This window comes from Microtetraspora malaysiensis (assembly GCF_001528665.1).
Classification (GTDB): Bacteria; Actinomycetota; Actinomycetes; order Streptosporangiales; family Streptosporangiaceae; genus Microtetraspora_A; species Microtetraspora_A malaysiensis.
Genome location: NZ_BBYJ01000026.1, coordinates 25,468 through 45,811, shown reverse-complemented (window position 1 = coordinate 45,811; position 20,344 = coordinate 25,468). Strand labels below are relative to the sequence as shown.

Below are 20,344 nucleotides of genomic sequence, written 5' to 3'. Positions count from 1 at the left end.
GAGACCTTTCAGAACCTGCGGCAGTAGAGCGCGTCGGGGGTACCGTAGCGGCCGACGCTGGTGGAGAACGCGATCCCGGCGGCGTACTCGTCGGCCGCGCATTGCGCCTTGTAGTAGCCGTTGGCATAGTCGCCGCCCTCGCCGGACGCGGGGCGGCTGTCGCCCCGGTCGTCCCACAGTGTCCGCCCGGCCCCGGCGAGCGGGACGCGTCCGGGGGCGCACAGGACGGCCGACACCCGGTCGCCGCGCAGGCTGTAGCCGTTCATGAACGAGCCGTTGGGGCACTGGTACTTGGTGAACCCGACCGCCCAGTCGGTCGTGACGCTCTCACTCTTCACCATGGTGGCCGCGGCGGATCCCCACATGTTCGCCATGCCGGTGTCGGTGCACAGGCCGCCCTGGCCCTTCTGGCTGATGCCGATCAGGCGCTGGTCGTCCGGGCAGGACAGCTTGCGCGCACCGGAGTCCCAGTCGCCCTGGGCGCGCATCCGCGCGGACTGGTTCGCGTCGGCGTGGATGGCCTGGAGCACACAGTATGTCGCGGGCGACCGGGTGGTCGTGCTCGCCTGGCGGCTCTCGTCCCGATTCGGCGCTCCGCCCGTCCCGCTGCGGCTGCGCACGCTGGACCCGGACGCCCGCTATCGCGACGACGACACGGGGACGATCCACCACGGGGCCGTCCTGCTGGCCCACGGCCTCCCACTCGAACTGCCGGGCGCCGGCCACGGCAGCGCCCTCGTCCGCCTCACCCGGGTTCCCTGAGCGGGCGCCGCTCGTCCCGGACGGCCGCCGGCCGGCCCGCGGCCTCGGTGTCAGGCGGTGACCTGGTCCAGCAGGTCGAGCAGGTGGTGGTAGGTCTTCCCGGTGGCGCGGGTCATCCCGATCTCGCAGGTGCGGTTGACCGAGGCGTGGGCCGCGTAGTCGCTCTCCGCGACCGCCGCCGCTTCGGCGCGGGTCGCCGACGCCGTCAGCTCCGGGTGCAGCAGGCCACGGTCGCCGGCGAACGCGCAGCACTGCCAGTCGTCGGGGACGACGACCTGCTCCGCGACGGCCTCGGCGATCTTGGCGATCGCGGCGTCGAGGCCGAGCCGGGTGGACGAGCAGGTCGGGTGCAGGGCCAGCGAGGGAAGGCGGCGGGCGGCGGGCAGCCGGGGCAGGACGCGCTCGGCCGCGAAGGTCACCGCGTCGACCACCTGGACGGCGGGCGAGGCCGCGGCGACGAGCCGCTCGAACCCCTCCGTGCAGGAGGCGGCGTCGCTGACGACCGGGATCCGGCCGCCGTCGGTGGCCGCCACGAGCGCCTTCGCCACCCGGCGGCGCATCGCCTCGTAGCCTCCGGTGAAGCCCTTCGACGACCACGGGGTGGCGCAGCACAGGCCGGCGATGTCGTCCGGGACGCGCAGGCGCAGGCCCGCGCGTTCCGCGAGGCGCTGCAGCGCGGCCATGACCCCGCTGCCTCCGGCCGCGGGGGCGAACAGCGTGTTCAGGCAGGACGGCACGTACACGGCGTCCGCCTCGGGGGCGGGTGCCGGCCGGCGGGGCGTCCCGCCGCGGGGCAGGTCGCGGCTCCACTGCGGGACGGCGTCCGGACCGGCGACCGCGCGGGCGGCCCGGCTGGCCCCCTCGACCAGGGCGGGCGGCGCCGCGGCGGCCGCGTCGAGGGCCAGGTCCATCGCCCGCGTGACCGTGCCCCAGTGGTCGGCGGCCTTCTTCCAGCCCGCCCGCGCCGCCCGCCCGTGGCGCTCGGCGCGCAGGCGCTTGGTCAGGTCGCCGGTGTTGATGAACACCGGACAGGCGGTGGCGCACATGCCGTCCACGGCGCAGGTGTCCACGGCGTCGTAGCCGTACTCCTCCTCCAGCCGGCGGGCGAGCTCATGGTCGCCGGCGGCGCGGGCCGCGGCCAGCTCGCGGCGCAGCACGATGCGCTGGCGCGGGGTCGTGGTCAGGTCGCGGCTCGGGCAGACGGGCTCGCAGTAGCCGCACTCCACGCACCGGTCGACCTCGGGCTCCACCGTCACGACGGCCTTGAGGTCGCGCAGGTGCGCGCGCGGATCGTCGGTGAGCACGACGCCCGGGTTGAGCGTGCCGCCGGGGTCGCACAGCCGCTTGACCTCGCGCATCACCTCGTACAGCTCGTCGCCGTACTGGCGGCGCACGAAGGGGGCCATGACGCGGCCGGTGCCGTGCTCGGCCTTGAGCGTGCCGCCGCGGCCGAGGACGGCGTCGACCATGTCCTCGGTGAAGTCGGCGTAGCGCTCCAGGTCGGTGCCGAAGTGCTCGTTGAGCATGAAGTGCAGGTTGCCGTCCTTGGCGTGGCCGAAGATGACGCTGCGCTCGTAGCGGTACTTGACGAACAGCTCGGCCAGGTCGTCGCACAGGTCGGCCAGGACGGGCACGGGGACGGCGACGTCCTCCAGCAGGGCGGTGGTGCCACTCGGGCGGGCCCCGGCGACGGAGGCGTACAGGCCCTTGCGGATGTGCCACAGGGCCGCCCGGTCGCCGGTGTCCCTGCTCAGCCGGGCCGGCGCGGACAGGGAGAGCCCGCCGAACGCCCGCTCGGCCTCCCGCTCGCGCTCGGCGAGCCGCTCGGGGTCCGACTCCTGCCACTCCACCAGAAGCGCGGCATGGGACTTCACCGACAGCGTGCGCAGCACGTCGTCGGCCTTCGGGTCGGTCTGCGCCGCCCGCAGGGACTCGGCGTCGAGCAGCTCGACGGCGGCGGGCCCCGCGGCGACGATCTCGGGCATCGCGGCCATCGCCTCCCGCAGGGTGGGGAAGACGACCAGGCCGGTCGCGGCGAGCCGGTTCGCCGGCACCGTACGCAGGACGGCCTCGGCGACGAACGCGAGGGTTCCCTCGCTGCCGACGACGAGGTGGGCGAGGATCTGCGCGGGCGAGTCGTGGTCGAGGAAGCTGTTGAGCCCGTAACCCATGGTGTTCTTGAGGGAGAACTGGGCCTTGAGCCGGCGTACCGACTCCGCGTCGCCCCGGACCCGGTCGCGCAGCCGCTCCAGGCCCCGCGCCAGCTCGGGTTCGAGCGCGCGCAGCCGCGCGTCGGCGTCGGGGGCGCCGGTGTCGATAACCGTGCCGCCGGGCAGCACGAGCACCAGCGATTCGAGCGTCTGGTACGTGTTGGCGTGGGTGCCGCACGTCATGCCGCTGGAGTTGTTGGCGACGACGCCGCCGATCGTGCACGCCGACTCGCTGGCCGGGTCGGGCCCCAGCTTGCGGCCGTACGCGGCGAGCCGCGCGTTGACCTGGCGCAGCACGGCTCCGGGCTGCACCCGGACCCGGGCGCCGTCGTCGAGCACCTCGATGCCGCGGAAGTTGCGCCGGGTGTCCACGAGCAGGTGCTCGCTCACGGCCTGGCCGCTCAGGCTGGTGCCGCCGGAACGGAAGGTCAGCGGCAGGCCGGTGCGCAGCAGCGCGGCGACCTGCTCGGCGCTCTCGGGCACCAGGATCGCCTGCGGGGTCAGCAGGTAGTGCGAGGCGTCGTGGGCCATGCCGAGGCGGTCGCTCACCCGCGAACGGGTGATCCCCGGGACGGCGGCCTGCACGGCCGCCAGCACGGCGGGGTCCGGCGGGGTCAGTCGCCGCGGCGTTTCGGAGTGGGTGACGCTCATGATCTCTTCGTTCGTCTGCGTTCGTCCGGAGGCGGCGGTCCGCCTCGCCTGTCGGCGCGGGTCGACGTGGATCTCCGGGTCGGTGTCGGGGGGTGAATCCGGGAGGCCGACACAGATTACCCGCCTGGCAGGTGATGTCGAACACACGGGCGGGCACGAGCCGACTTCGGGCGACCCGAGCCGCCGAGCGGAGCGAGGCAATCAAACGCAGCGAGGGGCGCGGCGGTGTCTGGACTGAGGAGCGAGTGGGGAGCGAGGGACGAGCGGCTCTGCGAGGGGCGCGGCGGTGTCTGGACTGAGGAGCGAGTGGGGAGCGAGGGACGAGCGACCCTGAGTGACGAGGGAAGACATCGACTGAGGGCGACCCGAGCCGCCGAGCGGAGCGAGGCAATCAAACGCAGTGGGCCCTGCTGAACGGATAGTCCTTGAGGGTGACGGCGTCGGCCCGGTTCATCGCCTTCGCGATCAGGCCGGCCCACGGCAGGTGGGGCATCAGCCTGATGGACAGATCGCGCATCCGGATGGCCGTCCGCGACTTGGGGACGAAGCCGTTGACGCCGCCCGGCGGCAGTTGGTGGTTCTGCCGGACGAAGTCGCGCATCTCCCGCTCGTAGGCGGCGAAGGCTGCCGTGTGATCTCCTCCGGCCGCGGCCAGCTCTCCGGCCAGGACGTACGCCCCGACCAGGGCCAGGCCCGTGCCGTTGCCGCCCAGCGGCGAGGGGCTGTATCCGGCGTCGCCGAGCAGCGCCACCCTGCCGTGGGACCAACTGTCCATGACGATCTGCGTCGCCGAGTCGAAGTAGAAGTCGGTGGCCGCCTCCATCTCCCGCAGCATCGCGGGTACGTGCCAGCCCGCTCCGGCGAAGACCTCGGCCACGAGTTCCTTCTGGCGTCGCTGGTCCCGGTGGTCGTACTCCAGCGGCTTCGACGCGAACCCGAACAGGACCTTGGCGTCCTCCGGCCGCCGGGACGGCCGCAGCGCCGCCAGCTTCTGGCCGGGCATGTTGTGGAACAGCTCCCAGTCCTGGATGCCGAAGATGTTGCGCGCGGTGAAGTACGCCGTGTAACAGCCGAGGTCGCGGCGGAAGCGCGACTCGGGGCCGAAGACCAGTGAGCGGGTCAGTGAATGCGTGCCGTCGGCCCCGACGACCACGTCGAAGACGCGCGGCGCGGACCGTTCGAAGGCGACGCGCACGTTCTCCGCCGTCTGGGTCACCTCGGTGATCGTGTCGTCGAAGACGTATTCCGTCCCGTCCCCGGTCGCCCCATGAAGGAGTTCGACCAGGTCGCCGCGGAGAATCTCCACCTCGCCGACCACGCCCACCCCGCCGAGGAAGGAGGCGGGCATGTCGGCGACGCGCCTGCCGGCCGCGTTCACGTACGACATCCCCTTGGAGTCGACCGCCACCCGGCGGGCGTCCTGGAGAAGCCCCATGCGCTCCACCACCTCGCGGGCGGCGCCGCGGAGGTCGACCGTGTGCCCGCCGAGGCGCGGCGCGGGGGCCCGCTCGACCACCGTCACGGTGAAGCCGTAGCGGTGCAACCAGTAGGCCAGGGCGGTTCCGGCGACGCCGCCGCCGCTGATCAGGACATTCGTCATCACGTGCTCCCTCGCTTGTCCGTGCACGGCCACCGTATGCGTAGTGCGCGTACATTGTTAACAGGGCACTAGTGCAGTAATTTGTCCCGCAGCGATCCAGGCTGAAGCGGGCCTGGTGCACTAGGACAGCGGGAGCGTGAACCATGGACGAGGACCCACCTCCGTACCTGCGCATCGTCACCGAGCTGAGGCGACGCATCACGGCGGGCCGGCTCCGGCCCGGAGACCGGGTGCCGTCGACGCGGCAGATCACGCGGGAATGGGGCGTGGCGATGGCCACCGCCACCAAGGCGCTGGCCACCCTGCAGCAGGAGGGGCTCGTCCGCCCGGTGCCCGGGGTCGGGACCGTGGTGGCCGACGCCGGAACGGGCGCTGTCCCGTCCCGTCGCTCGGCTCCCGAACTGAGCGAGGAGCGCATCGTGCGGGCCGCGATCGCCATCGCCGACGCCGAGGGCCTGGCGACGCTGACCATGCGCCGGATCGCCACGAGCCTGGGAACGTCGGTCATGGCGCTCTATCGGTACGTGTCCGGCAGGGATGAGCTGGTCACCCTCATGGCGGACAGGGTGCTGGCCGACGGCTGGCTACCCGAGCCGCAGCCGCCGGGCTGGCGGGCCTGCCTCGAATGGTCGGCCAGAAGGCAATGGGCCCTCTACCGCCGCCATCCGTGGCTGGCGCAAGCCGTCTCGTTCACCCGCCCCATGGCCACACCTCACGCGATGGCCCAGGGCGAGTGGGGGATGCGGGTGGTGGACGGCCTCGGCCTCGACCCGGTCACGATGGTCCACATCTACGTGACGGTGGCCAACTACGTGCACGGCACCGCCGCCCACCTGGAAGCCGAGGCCGAGGCCGTTCAGCAGAGCGGCACCACCGACGACGAGTGGCTCGAATCCGCCGTGCTGCCCCAGATGCGGGAGTTCCCGCTGCTGTCGCGGATCCCTCCCGACTCGCTCGACCTGAACACGCTCTTCGAGTTCGGCCTGCGACGCCTGCTGGACGGAGTGGCGACGCTCATCGCTTCGGTACGGGCGGGCAGCGACGCTGACGTCGATCGGCCGCATTGAGGACGATCGTCGGGGACGTGCAGGCGCGACCGAGTTGAGTCAGTCCTCGTCGGCGGGGAGGGCGAAGAGCCGGATGTGCAGGGGGCGTGCATCCGGCGGGGCGTCCTCCGCGGGATGGCTGTACTTCATCAGCAGTGCGATGTAGGCGTCGAAGAACTCCTGGAACTCGGCCTTGGTCATCCGGCCGAGACCGCGTGACCCCTTGGCCCAGTCGGGATCGCGCCGGTACGCCTCGGGAAAGCGCTCGAACAGCACGCGATCCTCGTCCATGCCGATCCGGTGGAACTCGGCGAGCACGGGGCGGTCCTCGGGGGCGAGCTGGTCGGGCGTCGGCAGCCGCATGTCTCTCGGCCCCTTGGCCTTACGCCACCAGCGTTCCCTTCCGGTCGAGCGCTCGGGGATCTCCTCGATGAACCCGTACTTCTCGAGTTGCCGCAGGTGGTAGCTGGTCGTGCCCGTCTTGGCGCCGAGCAGTTCGCCGAGCGTCGTCGAGGTCGCGGGGCCGTGCACGTTGAGGTGGCGCAGCATGAGCCGCCGCATGGGATGGGCCAGCGCCTTGAGTCGCGCCGGGTCGTCGAGCAGGAACGACTCGTCATCCTTCATGAGGAGCAGCCTAGTACCGCAGAACGATTTCTGCCGATATGTGTCTGCCGAGGTCTCTCTGCAGAATATTATCTGCAGTTATGAGACGAAGCCTCCTGACGGCGGTCGCCGCCTTCTTCTTGTTCGCCACTCCTGCGGCTGCCGCGGCCGCCGCCGAGCCTCCCTCCGCCATACCGTCCGATCTGACGGCGACCGAGGTGAGCTTCCGCGGCGACGGAGGTCTCACCCTGCACGGCACGGTCCTCTCGCCCGCCTCGGCGAAGCCCGCGCGGCCCGGCATCGTCCTCGTGCACGGCGCGGGTACGGCCACGCCCCGGACGAAACTGATGGGCGAGGCCGTCGCGTTCGCCCGCCAGGGGCTGTCCGTTCTGATCTACGACAAGCGGTCCGAGGGCTATTCGCTCTTCCACCGGTCGTACTCACAGCTCGCCGGCGACGCGCTCGGCGGCGTGGCCGCGCTGCGGTCCCAACCGGGCGTCGACCCGGCGAAGGTCGGGCTCTGGGGGTTGAGTGAGGGCGGCTGGGTGGCCCCGATCGCGACCTCCCGTTCCAAGGACGTCGCCTTCGTCGTGCTTGTGGGCGCGAACAGCCAGCAACCGCTGCGCCAGCAGACCTGGGCGGTGGCGGCCGGGCTGCGCAAGGCCGGGGTGTCGGGCTCGCTCGTCGACCGGGCCGAGCTCAACCTGTACCGCACTCTGGCCGACGGCGACATGTTCCCCGAGCCGTACTACGACCCGGCGCCGACCATCGCCGCCGTACGCCAGCCGGTGCTCGGCATCTGGGGCGTCCACGACCTGCTGACTCCGCCTCAGGAGAGCCCGCCGGGGTTTGCCGAGGCACTTGAGAAGAGCGGCAACCGGAATTACACCTTCCGCTTCTTCCCCGACGCCGACCACGCCGCGCACCTGACCCCGGACGGCGGCGTCACCCGGCTGCCCGAACTCGCCCCCGGCTACGCCGAACTGGTCGGCTCCTGGGTTCATGACGTGACGGCGGGCCGACCGCCGCTCGCGCAGACGTCCGGACCCGCACCCGTACAGGAGTCCCCGACCGTGCCGGTGGATCCGCCGGCCTGGTGGGAGTCGGCGCCGACGCAGCTCGCGGCTCTGGTGCTGCTCATCGTCGCGTTCGCCGCCTACCCCGTGATCGCGCTGGTGCGTCGCCTGCGCGGCGGATCGCGGGCACCGGTGAGCAGGGCGGCGCGGTTCCTCAGCGCGGCAGGGCTCACGGTGGTGCTCGGGTCGTTCGCCTACCTGTTCTATCTGGTGATGACCGGCGGCAAGCTGGCCGCTCCCGGCCCCGTGCTGGCAGGGCGTCCGCTGATCTGGCTCACGCTGCAGGCCCTCACGGTCGCTTCCGTGGCCGCCACGGTTCTGTCCGCGCTGGCCTGGCGCCGCGCCCGCGGCTCCCTGCCGCGAGGGGAGAGGGGACGGCTCGGCCTCCTGGTCGTCGGCGGGCTGGTGCTCATCCCGTGGGGCCTCTACTGGGGCCTGCTGCTTCCGTGACTGCTGCGGGCGTGCGAGCACTTGTCGTCGGCATGTCGGGGTGGTGTGACATTGTCGACGCGTTGTGTCCGAAACCGGGCCGCTCGTTCGTCATCGTGGTGAGTCCCCGAAACCGAGGAGCGAAGATGAAGTACATGATGTTCGTGTGCACCGACACCGAGCCCGACACCGACAAGGCTGACGAGCCCGACATCGATGTGTGGGTGTCGGAGAGCGACACGTGCGGCCGCCGTTTGGAGGGCAGCGCGCTGGCGCCGACGTCCGCGGCCACGACGGTCCGGGTCCGCAACGGCCGACTGCTCGTCTCGGACGGTCCGTTCGCGGAGACCAAGGAAGTGATCGTGGGCTACGACCTGCTGGAGTGCGCCGATCTGGACGAGGCGATCGAGGTGGCCCGCGCCCACCCGATGGCTCGAGCGGGACGGCTGGAGCTGCGCCCGCTGGTCGACCTGAACGACTGACGGAGTGACCGACGCGCCTTCGGCTGCGATGGCAGACGCCATCGCAGCCGCCAGCACGGATGCCTACGCGCGGATCGTCGCCGCGCTGATTCGCATCACTGATGACTGGACGCTGGCGGAGGACTGCGCCCAGGAAGCGCTGACGCTCGCCCTGCAGCGGTGGCCTCAGGAGGGCGCGCCGGGCAACCCGGGCGGCTGGCTGATGACGGTGGCCCGCAACCGAGCGATCGACATGCTGCGCCGCGCGTCGGTTGAACGCCGCAAGTTGGCAGAACTGGCTGTGCTGGCGCTTGCCGATCCGAACCCTACGCCGGCGGAGGAGGTCGTGGACGACCGGCTGCGGCTCATCTTCACCTGCTGCCACCCCGCACTCGCTCTGGAGGCGCGTGTGGCGCTGACGCTGCGGACGATCTGCGGGGTGCCCACCGCCGACATCGCGCGGGCCTTCCTGGTCAGCGAGTCGACCATGACCCGGCGCCTCACCCGGGCCAAAACGAAGATCGCGGACGCGGGCATCCCGTACCAGGTGCCGACCGGCCGGGCGCTCGCCGAGCGGCTCCCCGGTGTTCTGGCCGTGCTATACCTGCTGTTCACCCACGGCTACAACGCCGACGGCCAGCCCGCGTTCGCCGACGAGGCGATCCGCCTGGCCCGGCTCCTCCAGCAGCTCATCCCCGGTCAGGGCGAGGTGTCGGCGCTGCTGGCGTTGTTCCTGTTCCAGCACTCCCGGCGCGACGCCCGCCGCGACCAGCGCGGTAACCTGCTCCCTCTGGACAAGCAGGACCGGCTCCGCTGGGACCGTACTGCGATCACCGACGGTCTGCACATCCTTGCCGAAACTCCAGAGGACGGCCCGTATGCACTGCAGGCCCGGATCGCCGCCTGCCACGCCACCGCCGCCTCCGTCGACGCCACCGACTGGCCGGCGATCGCTGCATGGTACGACAAGCTTGCGTGGATCCACCCCTCCCCGGTGGTCGAGCTGAACCGCGCTGTGGCGCACGGCTACGCGCACGGGCCGACGGCCGGGCTGGCCCTGCTCGCCCAGGCCCGCGCGGGTGGCGCATTGGACGACTACCCGCTCGCCGTCGCAGCGGAAGCCGACCTCACCGCCCGCCACGGCGACCGCGTCCGGGCCGCCGCCCTGTTCCGGCAGGCGGCCTCCGTCGCCTACTCCGAACCCGAACGCCGCGCACTGCTCGACCGGGCCGACGAACTGGACCGCGTAGGTGACGCGTGCGAACGAGAAGTGATGACTCGGTAGCCAGGTGATCAGTCGTCCAAGACCGAACCGTTCAGGTGCCGGTCCCGGGGCGACTCCCGCTCGGTGGCGGCGTTGGCCTCGATGCCGTCGAGAAGCCAGGCAAGACCGAGGGCGAAGCTGGTGTCCCAGTCGTCGCCCGCGACAAGGGGGCCGTGCGCCGCGAGCGCGGGGTAGCGCTCCCGGTTGACGCGCATGTGCTCCTGGGCGGCCTGCCGTACCGTCTGCTCCGCGCTGGTCGACCAGGTGGTCTGCATCAACGCGGAACCGATGACGTAGTTGGACAACCCGAACGCCGCGGCGGTGAGGTGGGGCTCGGCGACCCCCGCCTCAAGCAGCGTGGCGTACAGGAACTCGCTGCGCGCGAGCACGTTGGGGCCGAGCATCGGACGGCCCAGAAGCGCCGACGACCAGGGGTGTTTCAGGAGAACGGCCCGCCATCCGTCGATCAGGGCGGTGAGGTCGGCACGCCAGCCCTGGTTGCTCCCGCCCGGGATCCGGACGTCTGCGAAGATCGCGTCAAGAGCGAGGTCGAGGACGTCGTCCTTGGTCTTCACATGCCAGTACAGCGTGGTGGAGCCGGTGCCGAGGCGCTCGGCGAGCCGCCGCATGGTCAGCCGCCCGGCGCCCTCCACGGAGGCCTGGGGGTGATGCGGCAGTTCATCGGCAGCGTCCGTGATGGCCGGACCCTGCACGATGTGCTGCTGTCGGTGGCGCCGGACCGGGTCCGCGCGGCCGCCGCGGCCCTGGGACGGGCGGAGGCGGCGATGACGGCCCGCGGCGACGAGGCGACGCAACTGGCCTACGCGCAGGCGATCAGCGACTACGCCGACGCGGGCGGCTATGACATGGAGGTGGTCTGGGACACCTGCACCACCGCCGCCCTGGGCCTGCCGTACGACGCGGTCCGGGACCGCCCGGTGGCCACGCTGTCGGGGGGCGAGCAGAAGCGGCTCGTTCTGGAGGCGCTGCTGCGCGGCCCCGACGAGGTCCTGCTGCTGGACGAACCGGACAACTACCTGGACGTGCCCGGCAAGGAGTGGCTGGAGGAGCGGCTGAAGGCGACCTCGAAGACCGTGCTGCTGGTCTCCCATGATCGGCAGCTGCTGGCCAATGTCACCGACCGCATCGTCACCGTGGAGGCCCGGGGCGTCTGGGTCCACGGTGGGGGTTTCGCCACCTACGCCCAGGGCCGTCGCGACCGCATAGCCCGGCTGGAGGAGCGCCGCCGCCGCTGGAACGAGGAACACGCCAGGCTCAAGCAGTTGGTACGCACCCTCCAGCAGACCGCGGCCAAAAACGACGCGGTGGCCTCCTCATACCGGGCCGCGCGCACCCGGCTGAGCCGGTTCGAGGAGGTCGGTCCGCCCGAACAGCCGCCCAGGAGACAGAACGTGCGGATCCGGCTGCGCGGCGGCCGCACCGGCAAACGCGCCGTCGTCTGCGAGAACCTGGAACTCACCGGGCTGATGCGGCCCTTCGACGCCGAGATCTGGTACGGCGAACGCATCGGAGTGCTCGGCTCCAACGGCTCGGGCAAATCCCACTTCCTCCAACTGCTGGAGCAGGCCGCGGACAGCGCGGTGCCGACCACCCGGCACAGCGGAACGGTGCGGTTGGGAGCGCGGGTGGTACCCGGCCGCTTCGTGCAGACGCACTCCCGGCCGGATCTGCACGGCCGTACCCCGGCCGACCTGGTCATGGCCGGTCAGGCGCTCACCCTGAACGAGGCGATGGCCGCTCTGGCCCGCTACGAACTCGCGCCCGCCGCAGGCCAGCGGTTCGAGACCCTGTCCGGCGGCCAGCAGGCCCGACTGCAGATCCTGCTGCTGGAGCTGTCCGGCGCCACCCTGCTCCTGCTCGACGAGCCGACCGACAACCTGGACCTGGCCAGCGCCGAGGCTCTGCAGCAGGGCCTGTCCGCCTTCTCCGGCACCGTTCTGGCCGTGACCCATGACCGCTGGTTCGCCGCCGACTTCGACCGGTTCCTGATTTTCGGCGCGGACGGGGCCGTTTACGAGAGTCCGGAACCGGTTTGGCACGAGGGCCGGGTCGAGCGCCCGCGCTGAATCCCCGGGGCGGTGCCCACACGCGCGTTCGCCGGGCGGCGGGACGCCAGGGGCGCACCGGCCGCGGGGCCCCCGGGATGGGCCGGAGGCCTCACGGCATCGCCCGCCCGCCGCGGCCTGCGGCGGGCGGGCGGGCACGTGGCCGGTGGTCACGCGCCCGGCGCGGCCCGGGTCAGCCGTTCGCCGCGGTGAGCGCGGCCGCCCCGCCGACGAGCGGCAGCGTGACCGTGCTCTTCGTCGTGTCGAGGAACAGCTGCGTGCCGGGAGCGGGCCGGATCGTGTACTCGTAGTCGCTCGACAGCAGCACGACGCCGATGCGGTGTCCCGCCGCGAAGACGTAGTCGTGCGGCTGCAGGTCGACGTCGATGCGATACGGGGTGCCCGGCTTGACCGGCTCGGTCCGCGAGATCGACTTGCGGTTCTGCGGATCCGTCCAGCCCCGGGTGATGATCTTCGCCTTGCCGTTCTGGTCGTAGTCGACGAGCAGCGCCGTGACGTTCGCGGCCGGCCGGCCGAAGGACATCCGCAGCGACACCCGCGGCGTGCCGCTGAACCGGACCGCGCCGGTCAGCGCCTCCGTCTTGTACGCGAGGCGGTTGGGCGAGGTCGCGGCGTCGGCGAGCGTCTGCGCCCGCTTCGTGGCGTCGTCGACGATCGTCTCGGTCACCGGCTTGCCCTGGCGGGTCCGGTCGAGGGTGAGCTCACCGGCGGCCCCGCCCACACCCGGCGCCAGGTTGAGCTCGGTGTCCGCGGCGGCGGGCTCCGGCCACTCGGGGTACTCCACCAGCGTCCTGTCCTCCCGCTGGACCAGCGCCCGCGGGTCGTTCTCCACGCCGTTCTCGTAGCCCCACAGGTAGCGGGTGAACCAGCGGTTGAGCACGTCGACGCTGGGGGAGCCGCCGTGCCCGCCCTGGTGCAGGTAGATCTTGTGCGGCACCCCGCGCGCCTTGAGCGCCTCGTACCACTGCGCGGCGTGCTTGGTCTTGACGTTCCAGTCGTTGAGCCCGTGCGCGACCAGCACCGCGGCGTGGACGTTGCCCACGTCGTTCATGTAGTCGCGCTCGGCCCAGAAGGCGTTGTAGTCGCCGGTGACCCGGTCCTGCTCCTTCGCGAGGTCCTCGATGACGTTCCGGCAGACCTGCCGGTCCGCGCGGGTGTAGACGTACTCCGCGAGCACGTCGGCGTCCTCGCCCTGGTAGCCGCCGGGGGCGACCACGGCGCCGTTCGCGCGGTAGTAGTCGTACCAGCTGGAGATCGCCGAGATCGGAACGATGGCCTCCAGGCCCTCGACACCGGTGCTCGCGACCGCGTTGGGCAGGGTGCCGTTGTACGACGTGCCGATCATGCCGACCTTGCCGGTCGTCCACGTCGCGTGGACCTCCGTGCCCGCGGCGTTGTAGGCCTTGGCGCGGCCGTTCAGCCAGTCGACGACGGACTTCGCGCCGATCGTCTCGTTGCGCCCGCCGGTTGTCGGGCAGCCGTCGGACTTGCCGCTGCCCAGCGACTCGGCGTGGACGACCGCGAAGCCGCGAGGAAGCCAGTTCGCCTCGTGGCTGGTGCTGATGGCGGGCTGCGGGCCGGTGCCCGCCGCAGCGTCGGCGGCGGCCGCCTCGTCCACGCCGGCGGCGGCCAGCCGCTCGTCGGCCGCCGGGTCCCGCACCGGACCGCCGCGGTTCAACCAGCCCTTGCCCGGCCGGAGCGCCTCGTGGAGCTCGTGGTCGACGTCGTGGTTCGCGACGTCGTTGCCTCCGGCGTAGTAGGGGCTGGCCTCGTACACGACGGGGGACTTCAAGCCGGCCGTCTCGGTCTCCTTGAGCCGGGTCACCTCGGCGTGCACCCGGTCGCCCCGGCCGTCGCCGTCACTGTCGATCGGGGTCTCGATCCAGATCTCCTCGCGGATCCAGTCGTTGCGGTTGGACGAGAACACCGGCTGGGCCATGCCGTCCTGGAAGACCGGTTCGACGGGGGCGGCCGCGCCGGCCGCGGCCGGGTTCGCGGTGACCGCGGCGAGGGACATGGCGGCGGCGAGGCCCAGCGCGGCGGCGCCGCGGCGTGCTGATCCCCGAGTACGGAACGCGGTCGACGCCACGGGGTCCGTCATCCGGTGCGGCAGAGACATCGGCAAACCTTCCCTAACCATCAGGGCGGGAGGGGCCGGAGCACCGGCCCCATTGGGGGTCAAGGGACCGTAAAGGCAGCCCCAAGAAGGCCCGATGGTAGGGGGCGGGGTGTGGAATGTCTTCGGACGGCCGTTCTGTGTCGATCGAGGCATTTCCGACAAATGTCGGGTAGCGGTGGCCGCGAACGCCGTGCTATCCGCCGAGCGGGGTTGCGCCGTGCCTGGCCATCCAGGCGGCGTAGTGCGGGCGGTCGGCGATGGCCTCGCGGTGGGCCTGCGCGGCGAACTCGGCCAGCTCCTCGGCTCGGCCGGCGAGCGGCCCGTCCCGCCGCCAGGCCACCAGGTGCCTGAGCCGCAGCGGGGTGCCGGCGAGCGGGCGCACGACGATCCCGGGACCGTCCTGCACCGTGGCCTGGCAGGGGGAGATCGCGTGGCCCGCGGCGACGAGCTGCCGGATCATCGCCTGCTCGGTCGTGCTGTGCGGGACGCGGGGGGTGAAGCCCGCCTGGCGGCAGGCGGAGTAGACGCACTCCGGCCAGCCGACCCCGTCCGGCGGTGAGATCACCCAGTCGTCCCCGGCGAGGTCGGCGAGATCGACCTCTTCCCGTCCGGCCAGTGGGTGCTCGCTGCTCATCAGCACGAAGACCGGCTCGGTGGCGATCAGTCGCATGCCGACCGAGGTCGGCGCGGGCAGCTCGTTGCCCGGATAGTCGACGAGGGTCGCCGCGTCCAGGCGGCGGGAGGCCAGCAGGTCGAGCAGCAGCCGGGGCGAATACTCGGTGTGCACGGTGACCGACAGGTCGGGCAGCCTGAAGAGCCGGGTGACCAGGCCGGACAGCACCGGTGTCACGTACCCGCCGATCCGCGCGACGTCGGTCCGGCTGTCGTACGCGCCGGCGCCGGAGACCAGCTCGTCCACGGCGAGCAGGATGGACCGGGCGCGGGCGAGCACGAACTGGCCGAAGGGCGTCGGGGTGACGCCGAGCCGGCTCCGCCGGAAGATCTGGCCGTTGAGGGCGCCCTCCACGCGTTGCAACTGGGCGGTGATCGCGGGCTGCGAGACGCCCACGGCGTTGGCCGCCCGGCTCAGGCTCCCGGCGTCGGCGATGGCGCAGATGACGCGAAGGTGGCGAAGCTCCACCTGCACTCAGGCCCCTCCTTTCGCCGCCATAACGCGAGCACTATAGCCATCCATCAAGTGATATCTGGTGACATGGGGTGTCGCGCTGCTGAGCATGAGGTGGCGGCGGCGGGTGTTCCGCGCGGTTTTCCTGCGATCGGGCGGATCGGGCGGGACGTGGCCGGGGCGGTGGGCACGCGCCGGAGCGTGGGATTTCGCCCAGGTCAGCGGGGGAGACGCGGCCGGGAGCCGGGCGGGGACGAATCCGTGCCCACTGGAGCCATAAATCTGGAGTTATCCCGACATGGGATGTGCGTGGGGAGCAGCGAAGCCCGATAGTGCATGGCACGCCCCCTCTTCGCTCTGGAGGTTCCCTCCCCATGCGTGCACGACGGCCGTTCGCGGCCCTGGCGGCGGTCCCGCTGGCCGCCGCTCTGATCACCATCCCTCCCGCGCAGGCCGCCGACGTCGGCAGCGCCACCGTGGTCCCGATCCAGGTCACCGGTGACCCCGCCAAGCGGTTCAACTTGATCATCATGGGCGACGGCTACACGAACAACGAGCTGTCCACGTTCGCGGCCGACACCGACCAGCAGCTCAACGTGATGTGGTCCATCGAGCCGTACAAGTCGTACCGGAACTACTTCAACGTCTACCGGGTGGACATCGTGTCCGGCGAGTCCGGCATCGGCTGCGACCCCGACCTGGCCTCCGGCAAGAAGAACACCCCGCTGAGCATGGCCTTCTGGGGCGGATGCAGCGCCTCCAGCGTGCAGCGGCTGATCACCATGAGCAACACCGCGGCCAACACGTACGCCAACATGGTGGCTGGGACGAGCAGCGCCAACCGGCAGATCCTCGCGCTCGCCAACAGCGGGACGTACGGCGGAGCGGGCGGCGCCTACGCCACCTCCTCCGGGCACAACTCGATGTCCGCCCTCATCGCGCCGCACGAGATCGGCCACTCGCTCGGCGGCCTGCAGGACGAGTACACGTACTACAGCCGCGGCGTCGACGGCGGCCCGTACTCCGGCGGCGAGCCCAGCTCGGCGCACCACACCCTGCTCACCGAGCAGCAGATCCGGGACCAGCAGAAGAAGTGGTGGCGCTGGCTCGGCGAGCCGAGCGAGGCCGGCGGCGCCATCGGCAGGTACGAGGGCGGCCTGTACTACAGCAGCAAGGTCTGGCGCCCGAGCGAGCACTCGATCATGCGGACACTGGGCTACTACTACGACCAGGTCGGCCGCGAGGTGATGACCCAGCGGATCTCCGCCAAGACCAGCCTCATCCAGGACAGCACGCCCACCACGGCCGCGGTCGGCGCCGACCGGGTCCTCTGGGTGGAGCCGCTGCACCCCAACAGCCACGCGCTGACCACCACGTGGAGCGTGGACGGCGCCGCCGTGTCCGCCCGCGGCGCCGCGCTCGACCTGCGCACCCTGAAGCTGTCGCCCGGCACGCACACGGTCAAGGCGACCGTGACCGACCCGACGGACTTCGTCCGCGACCCCGCGATCCGCGGCGGCGCGCTCACCGCGACCCGCACCTGGACGGTGGACACCGCCTCGACCACCACGCCCGCCCAGGTCACGCCGGGACTGCGCTCGTCCACCCCCACCGAGCGCGCCGTGGCCCACGACGAGGTCGTGTACGTCGAGACCACCCACCCCGACGACAGCGTGCCCGCGGTCACCTGGGCGCTGGACGGCACCGCCCTCGGTGAGACCGGCCCGGTCCTTGACCTGTCCGCGCTCGACCTGACCTCCGGCAACCACACGCTGACCGCCTCGGCGGGCGGCGACACGCGCACCTGGACGGTGGACAACACCCTGCCCGCCACCGCGTACGAGCTGTCGGAGCCGCTGGTGAAGTCCGGCGAGAGCTACGTGTTCAACGGCCCGTTCACCATGCGTCTCACCGGCGAGGACGACCGGGACGGGTACGTGGTGCGCGAGTCCCGCGTGGACGGCGACGGCTGGTTCAACTACTTCGGCTGGCCGACGTCCGCCGACGAGCCGTGGCTGTTCACCGAGAACGGCACGGTCATCGACAGCCTCACCTACGGCAAGCTGCCGCGCGGCGGGCACACCGTCGAGTACCGGTCGATCGACCCCAGCGGCAACTACGGGACGCCGAAGAGCTTCACCGTGACCACCCTCGCCGCGCCGCCCGAGTGCACCACCACGATCACCGGCACCCGGAACGGCGCGCTGTCCGTGCGGTCGGGCGTCACCTGCCTCGACGACGCCCGGATCAACGGCGGGGTGACCGTCGGCTCCGGCGCGTCCCTGGTCGTCAAGGGCGGCACGATCAGCGGATCGCTGAACGCGACCGGCGCCGCGGAGATCCACCTGCTCAAGGCGACCGTGCACGGCTCCGTCGCGATCCACGGCACCACCGGCCAGCTCATCGTCGCGGGCTCCGACCTGCGCGGCTCGGCCGGGCTGACCGGCAACACCACCGTGGACGCCCCCGTCGTCACCGGCACCTCCGTGCGCGGTGGCCTCGCCTGCAGCGGCAACACCCCCGCGCCGTCCGACGCCGGAGTGGCGAACGGGGTCACCGGCGCCGGCCAGTGCGCCGAGCTCGTCGCCGACCCGCGGGCCAAGGGCAAGGACGCCCCGTACGCGGCGGTGCGCGGCAGCGACGTGCCCGAGCACGGCGCGGCGGCCGCGTACGAGCACGCGCACGAGTAAGAGCTAGCCGGGGAGCCCCCCGCCCCGGCTTCCCCCGCCCGGGGGCGCGAGGACACCCGTCCCTGCGCCCCCGGGCGGCGCCGTTTCCGGCGACGAACGCGTACCGCGACGCGGAAGCGGGCGAAGGCAAAACAACATTGCTCCGAGTGCAATGAGGAATATTGCACTCGGTTGGATCGGTGGAATAGCCTCAAATCAGCCTTCCCGTTCGGCGCGAAAGACCTTCCGAAAGGCGGGCCTGCCCTGATCCGTATGGGCCGATCGCAGAAAGAAGGCGGCGCCGATGGTCGAACAGAGTGCGCTTCTGGGCGTGGTTTCCGTCGCTCTCGGAATGGTGCTTTCCCCGGGCCCGAACATGATGTATCTCGCTTCACGGAGCATCAGCCAGGGGCGGCGGGCCGGAGTCATATCGCTGTCCGGGGTCGTGGCCGGATTCCTCATATACCTGATCGGGGCGAACCTCGGTCTGGCGGTGCTGTTCACCGCGGTGCCGCAGATCCTCACGACGATCAGACTGGTCGGGGCCGCATATCTGCTGTGGCTCGCCTGGAAGACGGTCCGGCCGGGCGGCGTGTCGGTGTTCACCGTTCAGGACATTCCCGCGGACCCGCCGCGCCGGCTTTTCGCGATGGGGCTGATGACGAATCTGCTCAACCCGAAGATCGCCATCCTCTATATATCCGTCATTCCGCAGTTCATCGATCTCGGCAAAGGGAACGTGCTGCTTCAGGGCATCGTTCTCGGCGGTTCTCAAATCATCGTCGCCACCACGGTGAACCTGTCGATCGTGCTCGCCGCCGACGGCATCGCCGGGTTCCTCGTCCGCCGCCCCGCCTGGCTGCGGGCGCAGCGGGTCGTCATGGGCGGCATGCTCGGAGTGCTGGCCGTCATGCTCGCCTTCGACAACCGCGGAAGCGGCTCGCCCCTGGCCGGCCGCGCGGCGCCGCCGTACCAGCGGGAAGCCGCGCGGGTGTGGCAGCTCACCGGGGAGCCGGCCACCACGCTCGGGCTCGCGAGCGTGGGTACGCCGGCCCGAGCGACCTGACCCCGGGCCGGCCTACTCCGGCTTGCTCGCGCGGACCGAGTAGACGGGGGCGCTCTCCGGAAGGAGGTCGGGCGCGTGCACGCCGACCAGACCGGGGGAGCGGGTGGCCTCGAGGATGACATCCGCGACCAGCTCGGGCGCGTCGTTCATGGGCACGTGCCCGCATCCGGGCAGCCACACCATGTGCGCCCCCGGGATCGTCGCCGCCGCCCGGGCCGCCTGCCGGGCGAAGAGGACGCGGTCCGCGCTGCCCCACGCGATCGTCACGGGTACGCCGGGGATGTCGCCGACGAAGAGGTCCGACGCCCGCCCCGCGCGCAAGGTGGCGTTGAACGCCACGGACTGGCGCAGGATGGCCAGCGACGTCACGACCTCGCCCGGCGGGCAGCGATCCGGGCGTCCGTAGAGGGTGCCGGTCAGGGCGGCCCGGCCGATGGGGGTCGTCGCCAGGCGGACCACCATCCAGGACGGCAGCCGGGCGAGGTTGCGGGCCGCGGTCAGGACGGCGAACGCGTACCGCCGCTCGGCCTCGGTCCAGAACCCGGCGGGCGCGAGCGCGGTGACGGACCGGGCGAGACCGGCCTGGGCCAGCCGCAACGCGATCAGCCCTCCGAGCGAGTGGCCCGCCACGTGCGGCAGGTCGAGCCCGAGCGCGGTGAACATGGCGCCCAGTTCGGTCACCATGGTCGGCAGATCGCGGGACAGGTCGCGCGGGAGGTCGGGGGAGTCGCCGAAGCCCGGAAGGTCCACCGTGATCACCGTGTGCTCGGCCACGAGCAACGGCACGATCGGGTCCCACGCCTGACGATGCGATCCGATGCCGTGCAGGAGGACCAGCGGCTCGCCCGATCCGTGCCGTTCGTAGGCGAAGGTGATCGGCGGCAGGCTCTCGGGACGCGCCTCCACGAAGCACGCGGCCGTGGCCGAGGCGGGACCGTCGTGCCCGGCGCCGCATGGCGCGACCAGCATGGACGGCGCTGCCGTGAGGTCACCCACCCATCCGCGGATCTTGGCAGCCGCCAGCGTCCCCGCGCGCCATGTCTCGCCTTCGAGGCGAGCCACCAGGGCGAGGGGGGACGTCACCGCCTTCGGCGGTCGGATGCTCCACATGATGAGCGGCGGTCGGCCTGGCTCCCTTCGTTCGGACGTGTTGCCCCGACAAAGGCCCTCATCGG

Annotated in this window: 15 protein-coding genes and 1 pseudogene; 8 read left to right on the top strand and 8 right to left on the bottom strand. The window is 71.8% G+C overall.

Annotated elements, in window-relative coordinates; translation table 11 throughout:
- Positions 1-8: 8 nt before the first annotated feature.
- On the bottom strand, positions 9-530 hold the full coding sequence (locus tag AWQ71_RS42815; protein WP_067139524.1) for a hypothetical protein: 522 nt from the start codon (positions 528-530) through the stop codon (positions 9-11).
- On the opposite strand from AWQ71_RS42815, the gene AWQ71_RS42810 reads away from it, so the two are divergent.
- Complete coding sequence (locus AWQ71_RS42810; protein ID WP_169806675.1) at positions 517-762, top strand: GH36 C-terminal domain-containing protein; 246 nt, start codon at positions 517-519, stop codon at positions 760-762. The genes AWQ71_RS42815 and AWQ71_RS42810 overlap by 14 nt on opposite strands.
- A 50-nt stretch (positions 763-812) precedes the next feature.
- Here the strand turns inward: AWQ71_RS42810 and AWQ71_RS30565 are convergent, their stop codons facing one another.
- Positions 813-3,623, bottom strand: coding sequence for an FAD-binding and (Fe-S)-binding domain-containing protein (locus AWQ71_RS30565; protein WP_067139518.1), 2,811 nt, complete (start codon positions 3,621-3,623; stop codon positions 813-815).
- A gap of 391 nt (positions 3,624-4,014) precedes the next feature.
- On the bottom strand, positions 4,015-5,223 hold the full coding sequence (locus AWQ71_RS30560; protein WP_067139515.1) for an FAD-dependent monooxygenase: 1,209 nt from the start codon (positions 5,221-5,223) through the stop codon (positions 4,015-4,017).
- Between the two features lie 143 nt (positions 5,224-5,366).
- Between AWQ71_RS30560 and AWQ71_RS30555 the strand changes: the two genes are divergently transcribed.
- Positions 5,367-6,290: a TetR/AcrR family transcriptional regulator C-terminal domain-containing protein gene (locus tag AWQ71_RS30555; protein ID WP_067139512.1), complete on the top strand. Its 924-nt coding sequence runs from the start codon at positions 5,367-5,369 to the stop codon at positions 6,288-6,290.
- Between the two features lie 39 nt (positions 6,291-6,329).
- Here AWQ71_RS30555 and AWQ71_RS30550 read toward each other — a convergent pair whose 3' ends face one another.
- On the bottom strand, positions 6,330-6,893 hold the full coding sequence (locus AWQ71_RS30550; RefSeq protein ID WP_067139509.1) for an ArsR/SmtB family transcription factor: 564 nt from the start codon (positions 6,891-6,893) through the stop codon (positions 6,330-6,332).
- 80 nt (positions 6,894-6,973) lie between these two features.
- Between AWQ71_RS30550 and AWQ71_RS30545 the strand changes: the two genes are divergently transcribed.
- The 3 genes from AWQ71_RS30545 (at position 6,974) to AWQ71_RS30535 (ending at position 10,123) form a co-directional block, all read left to right on the top strand.
- Positions 6,974-8,398, top strand: a complete 1,425-nt coding sequence (locus tag AWQ71_RS30545; protein WP_084259463.1) for an alpha/beta hydrolase family protein — start codon at positions 6,974-6,976, stop codon at positions 8,396-8,398.
- 125 nt (positions 8,399-8,523) lie between these two features.
- Complete coding sequence (locus AWQ71_RS30540; RefSeq protein ID WP_067139506.1) at positions 8,524-8,859, top strand: YciI family protein; 336 nt, start codon at positions 8,524-8,526, stop codon at positions 8,857-8,859.
- Positions 8,860-8,887: 28 nt separating this feature from the next.
- On the top strand, positions 8,888-10,123 hold the full coding sequence (locus AWQ71_RS30535) for an RNA polymerase sigma factor (protein ID WP_067139503.1): 1,236 nt from the start codon (positions 8,888-8,890) through the stop codon (positions 10,121-10,123).
- An 8-nt stretch (positions 10,124-10,131) separates the two neighbouring features.
- Here the strand turns inward: AWQ71_RS30535 and AWQ71_RS30530 are convergent.
- Positions 10,132-10,704: pseudogene (locus AWQ71_RS30530) on the bottom strand (TetR/AcrR family transcriptional regulator C-terminal domain-containing protein); the annotation flags it as partial.
- Between AWQ71_RS30530 and AWQ71_RS30525 the strand changes: the two are divergent.
- Positions 10,597-12,189, top strand: coding sequence for an ATP-binding cassette domain-containing protein (locus tag AWQ71_RS30525; RefSeq protein WP_439650379.1), 1,593 nt, complete (start codon positions 10,597-10,599; stop codon positions 12,187-12,189). The pseudogene AWQ71_RS30530 and the gene AWQ71_RS30525 sit on opposite strands and share 108 nt — an antisense overlap.
- Positions 12,190-12,361: 172 nt before the next feature.
- On the opposite strand, the gene AWQ71_RS30520 is transcribed toward AWQ71_RS30525, so the two are convergent.
- Positions 12,362-14,308: a Xaa-Pro dipeptidyl-peptidase gene (locus AWQ71_RS30520; RefSeq protein ID WP_245658618.1), complete on the bottom strand. Its 1,947-nt coding sequence runs from the start codon at positions 14,306-14,308 to the stop codon at positions 12,362-12,364.
- A gap of 193 nt (positions 14,309-14,501) precedes the next feature.
- Positions 14,502-15,455, bottom strand: coding sequence for a LysR family transcriptional regulator (locus AWQ71_RS30515; RefSeq protein WP_067139500.1), 954 nt, complete (start codon positions 15,453-15,455; stop codon positions 14,502-14,504).
- A gap of 353 nt (positions 15,456-15,808) precedes the next feature.
- On the opposite strand from AWQ71_RS30515, the gene AWQ71_RS30510 reads away from it, so the two are divergent.
- Together AWQ71_RS30510 and AWQ71_RS30505 are read left to right on the top strand one after the other, a co-directional pair.
- Positions 15,809-18,124, top strand: a complete 2,316-nt coding sequence (locus AWQ71_RS30510) for a M64 family metallopeptidase (RefSeq protein ID WP_067139498.1) — start codon at positions 15,809-15,811, stop codon at positions 18,122-18,124.
- A 283-nt stretch (positions 18,125-18,407) separates the two neighbouring features.
- On the top strand, positions 18,408-19,169 hold the full coding sequence (locus tag AWQ71_RS30505) for a LysE family translocator (protein WP_067139495.1): 762 nt from the start codon (positions 18,408-18,410) through the stop codon (positions 19,167-19,169).
- 12 nt (positions 19,170-19,181) lie between these two features.
- On the opposite strand, the gene AWQ71_RS30500 is transcribed toward AWQ71_RS30505, so the two are convergent.
- Positions 19,182-20,252 carry an alpha/beta fold hydrolase gene (locus AWQ71_RS30500; protein ID WP_245658617.1) on the bottom strand — a complete coding sequence of 357 codons (1,071 nt, stop codon included), beginning with the start codon at positions 20,250-20,252 and terminating at the stop codon, positions 19,182-19,184.
- Positions 20,253-20,344: the final 92 nt, after the last annotated feature.

What these genes read in the sequence shown, in the direction of transcription:
- AWQ71_RS30555 (WP_067139512.1), top strand. Translation starts at nt 5,367, where the DNA reads ATGGACGAGGACCCACCTCCGTACCTGCGCATCGTCACCGAGCTGAGG.
- AWQ71_RS30505 (WP_067139495.1), top strand. Translation starts at nt 18,408, where the DNA reads ATGGTCGAACAGAGTGCGCTTCTGGGCGTGGTTTCCGTCGCTCTCGGA.
- AWQ71_RS30550 (WP_067139509.1), bottom strand. Translation starts at nt 6,893, where the DNA reads ATGAAGGATGACGAGTCGTTCCTGCTCGACGACCCGGCGCGACTCAAG.
- AWQ71_RS30545 (WP_084259463.1), top strand. Translation starts at nt 6,974, where the DNA reads ATGAGACGAAGCCTCCTGACGGCGGTCGCCGCCTTCTTCTTGTTCGCC.
- AWQ71_RS30540 (WP_067139506.1), top strand. Translation starts at nt 8,524, where the DNA reads ATGAAGTACATGATGTTCGTGTGCACCGACACCGAGCCCGACACCGAC.
- AWQ71_RS42810 (WP_169806675.1), top strand. Translation starts at nt 517, where the DNA reads ATGGCCTGGAGCACACAGTATGTCGCGGGCGACCGGGTGGTCGTGCTC.
- AWQ71_RS30565 (WP_067139518.1), bottom strand. Translation starts at nt 3,623, where the DNA reads ATGAGCGTCACCCACTCCGAAACGCCGCGGCGACTGACCCCGCCGGAC.
- AWQ71_RS30520 (WP_245658618.1), bottom strand. Translation starts at nt 14,308, where the DNA reads ATGTCTCTGCCGCACCGGATGACGGACCCCGTGGCGTCGACCGCGTTC.
- AWQ71_RS30510 (WP_067139498.1), top strand. Translation starts at nt 15,809, where the DNA reads ATGCGTGCACGACGGCCGTTCGCGGCCCTGGCGGCGGTCCCGCTGGCC.
- AWQ71_RS30535 (WP_067139503.1), top strand. Translation starts at nt 8,888, where the DNA reads ATGGCAGACGCCATCGCAGCCGCCAGCACGGATGCCTACGCGCGGATC.
- AWQ71_RS30560 (WP_067139515.1), bottom strand. Translation starts at nt 5,223, where the DNA reads ATGACGAATGTCCTGATCAGCGGCGGCGGCGTCGCCGGAACCGCCCTG.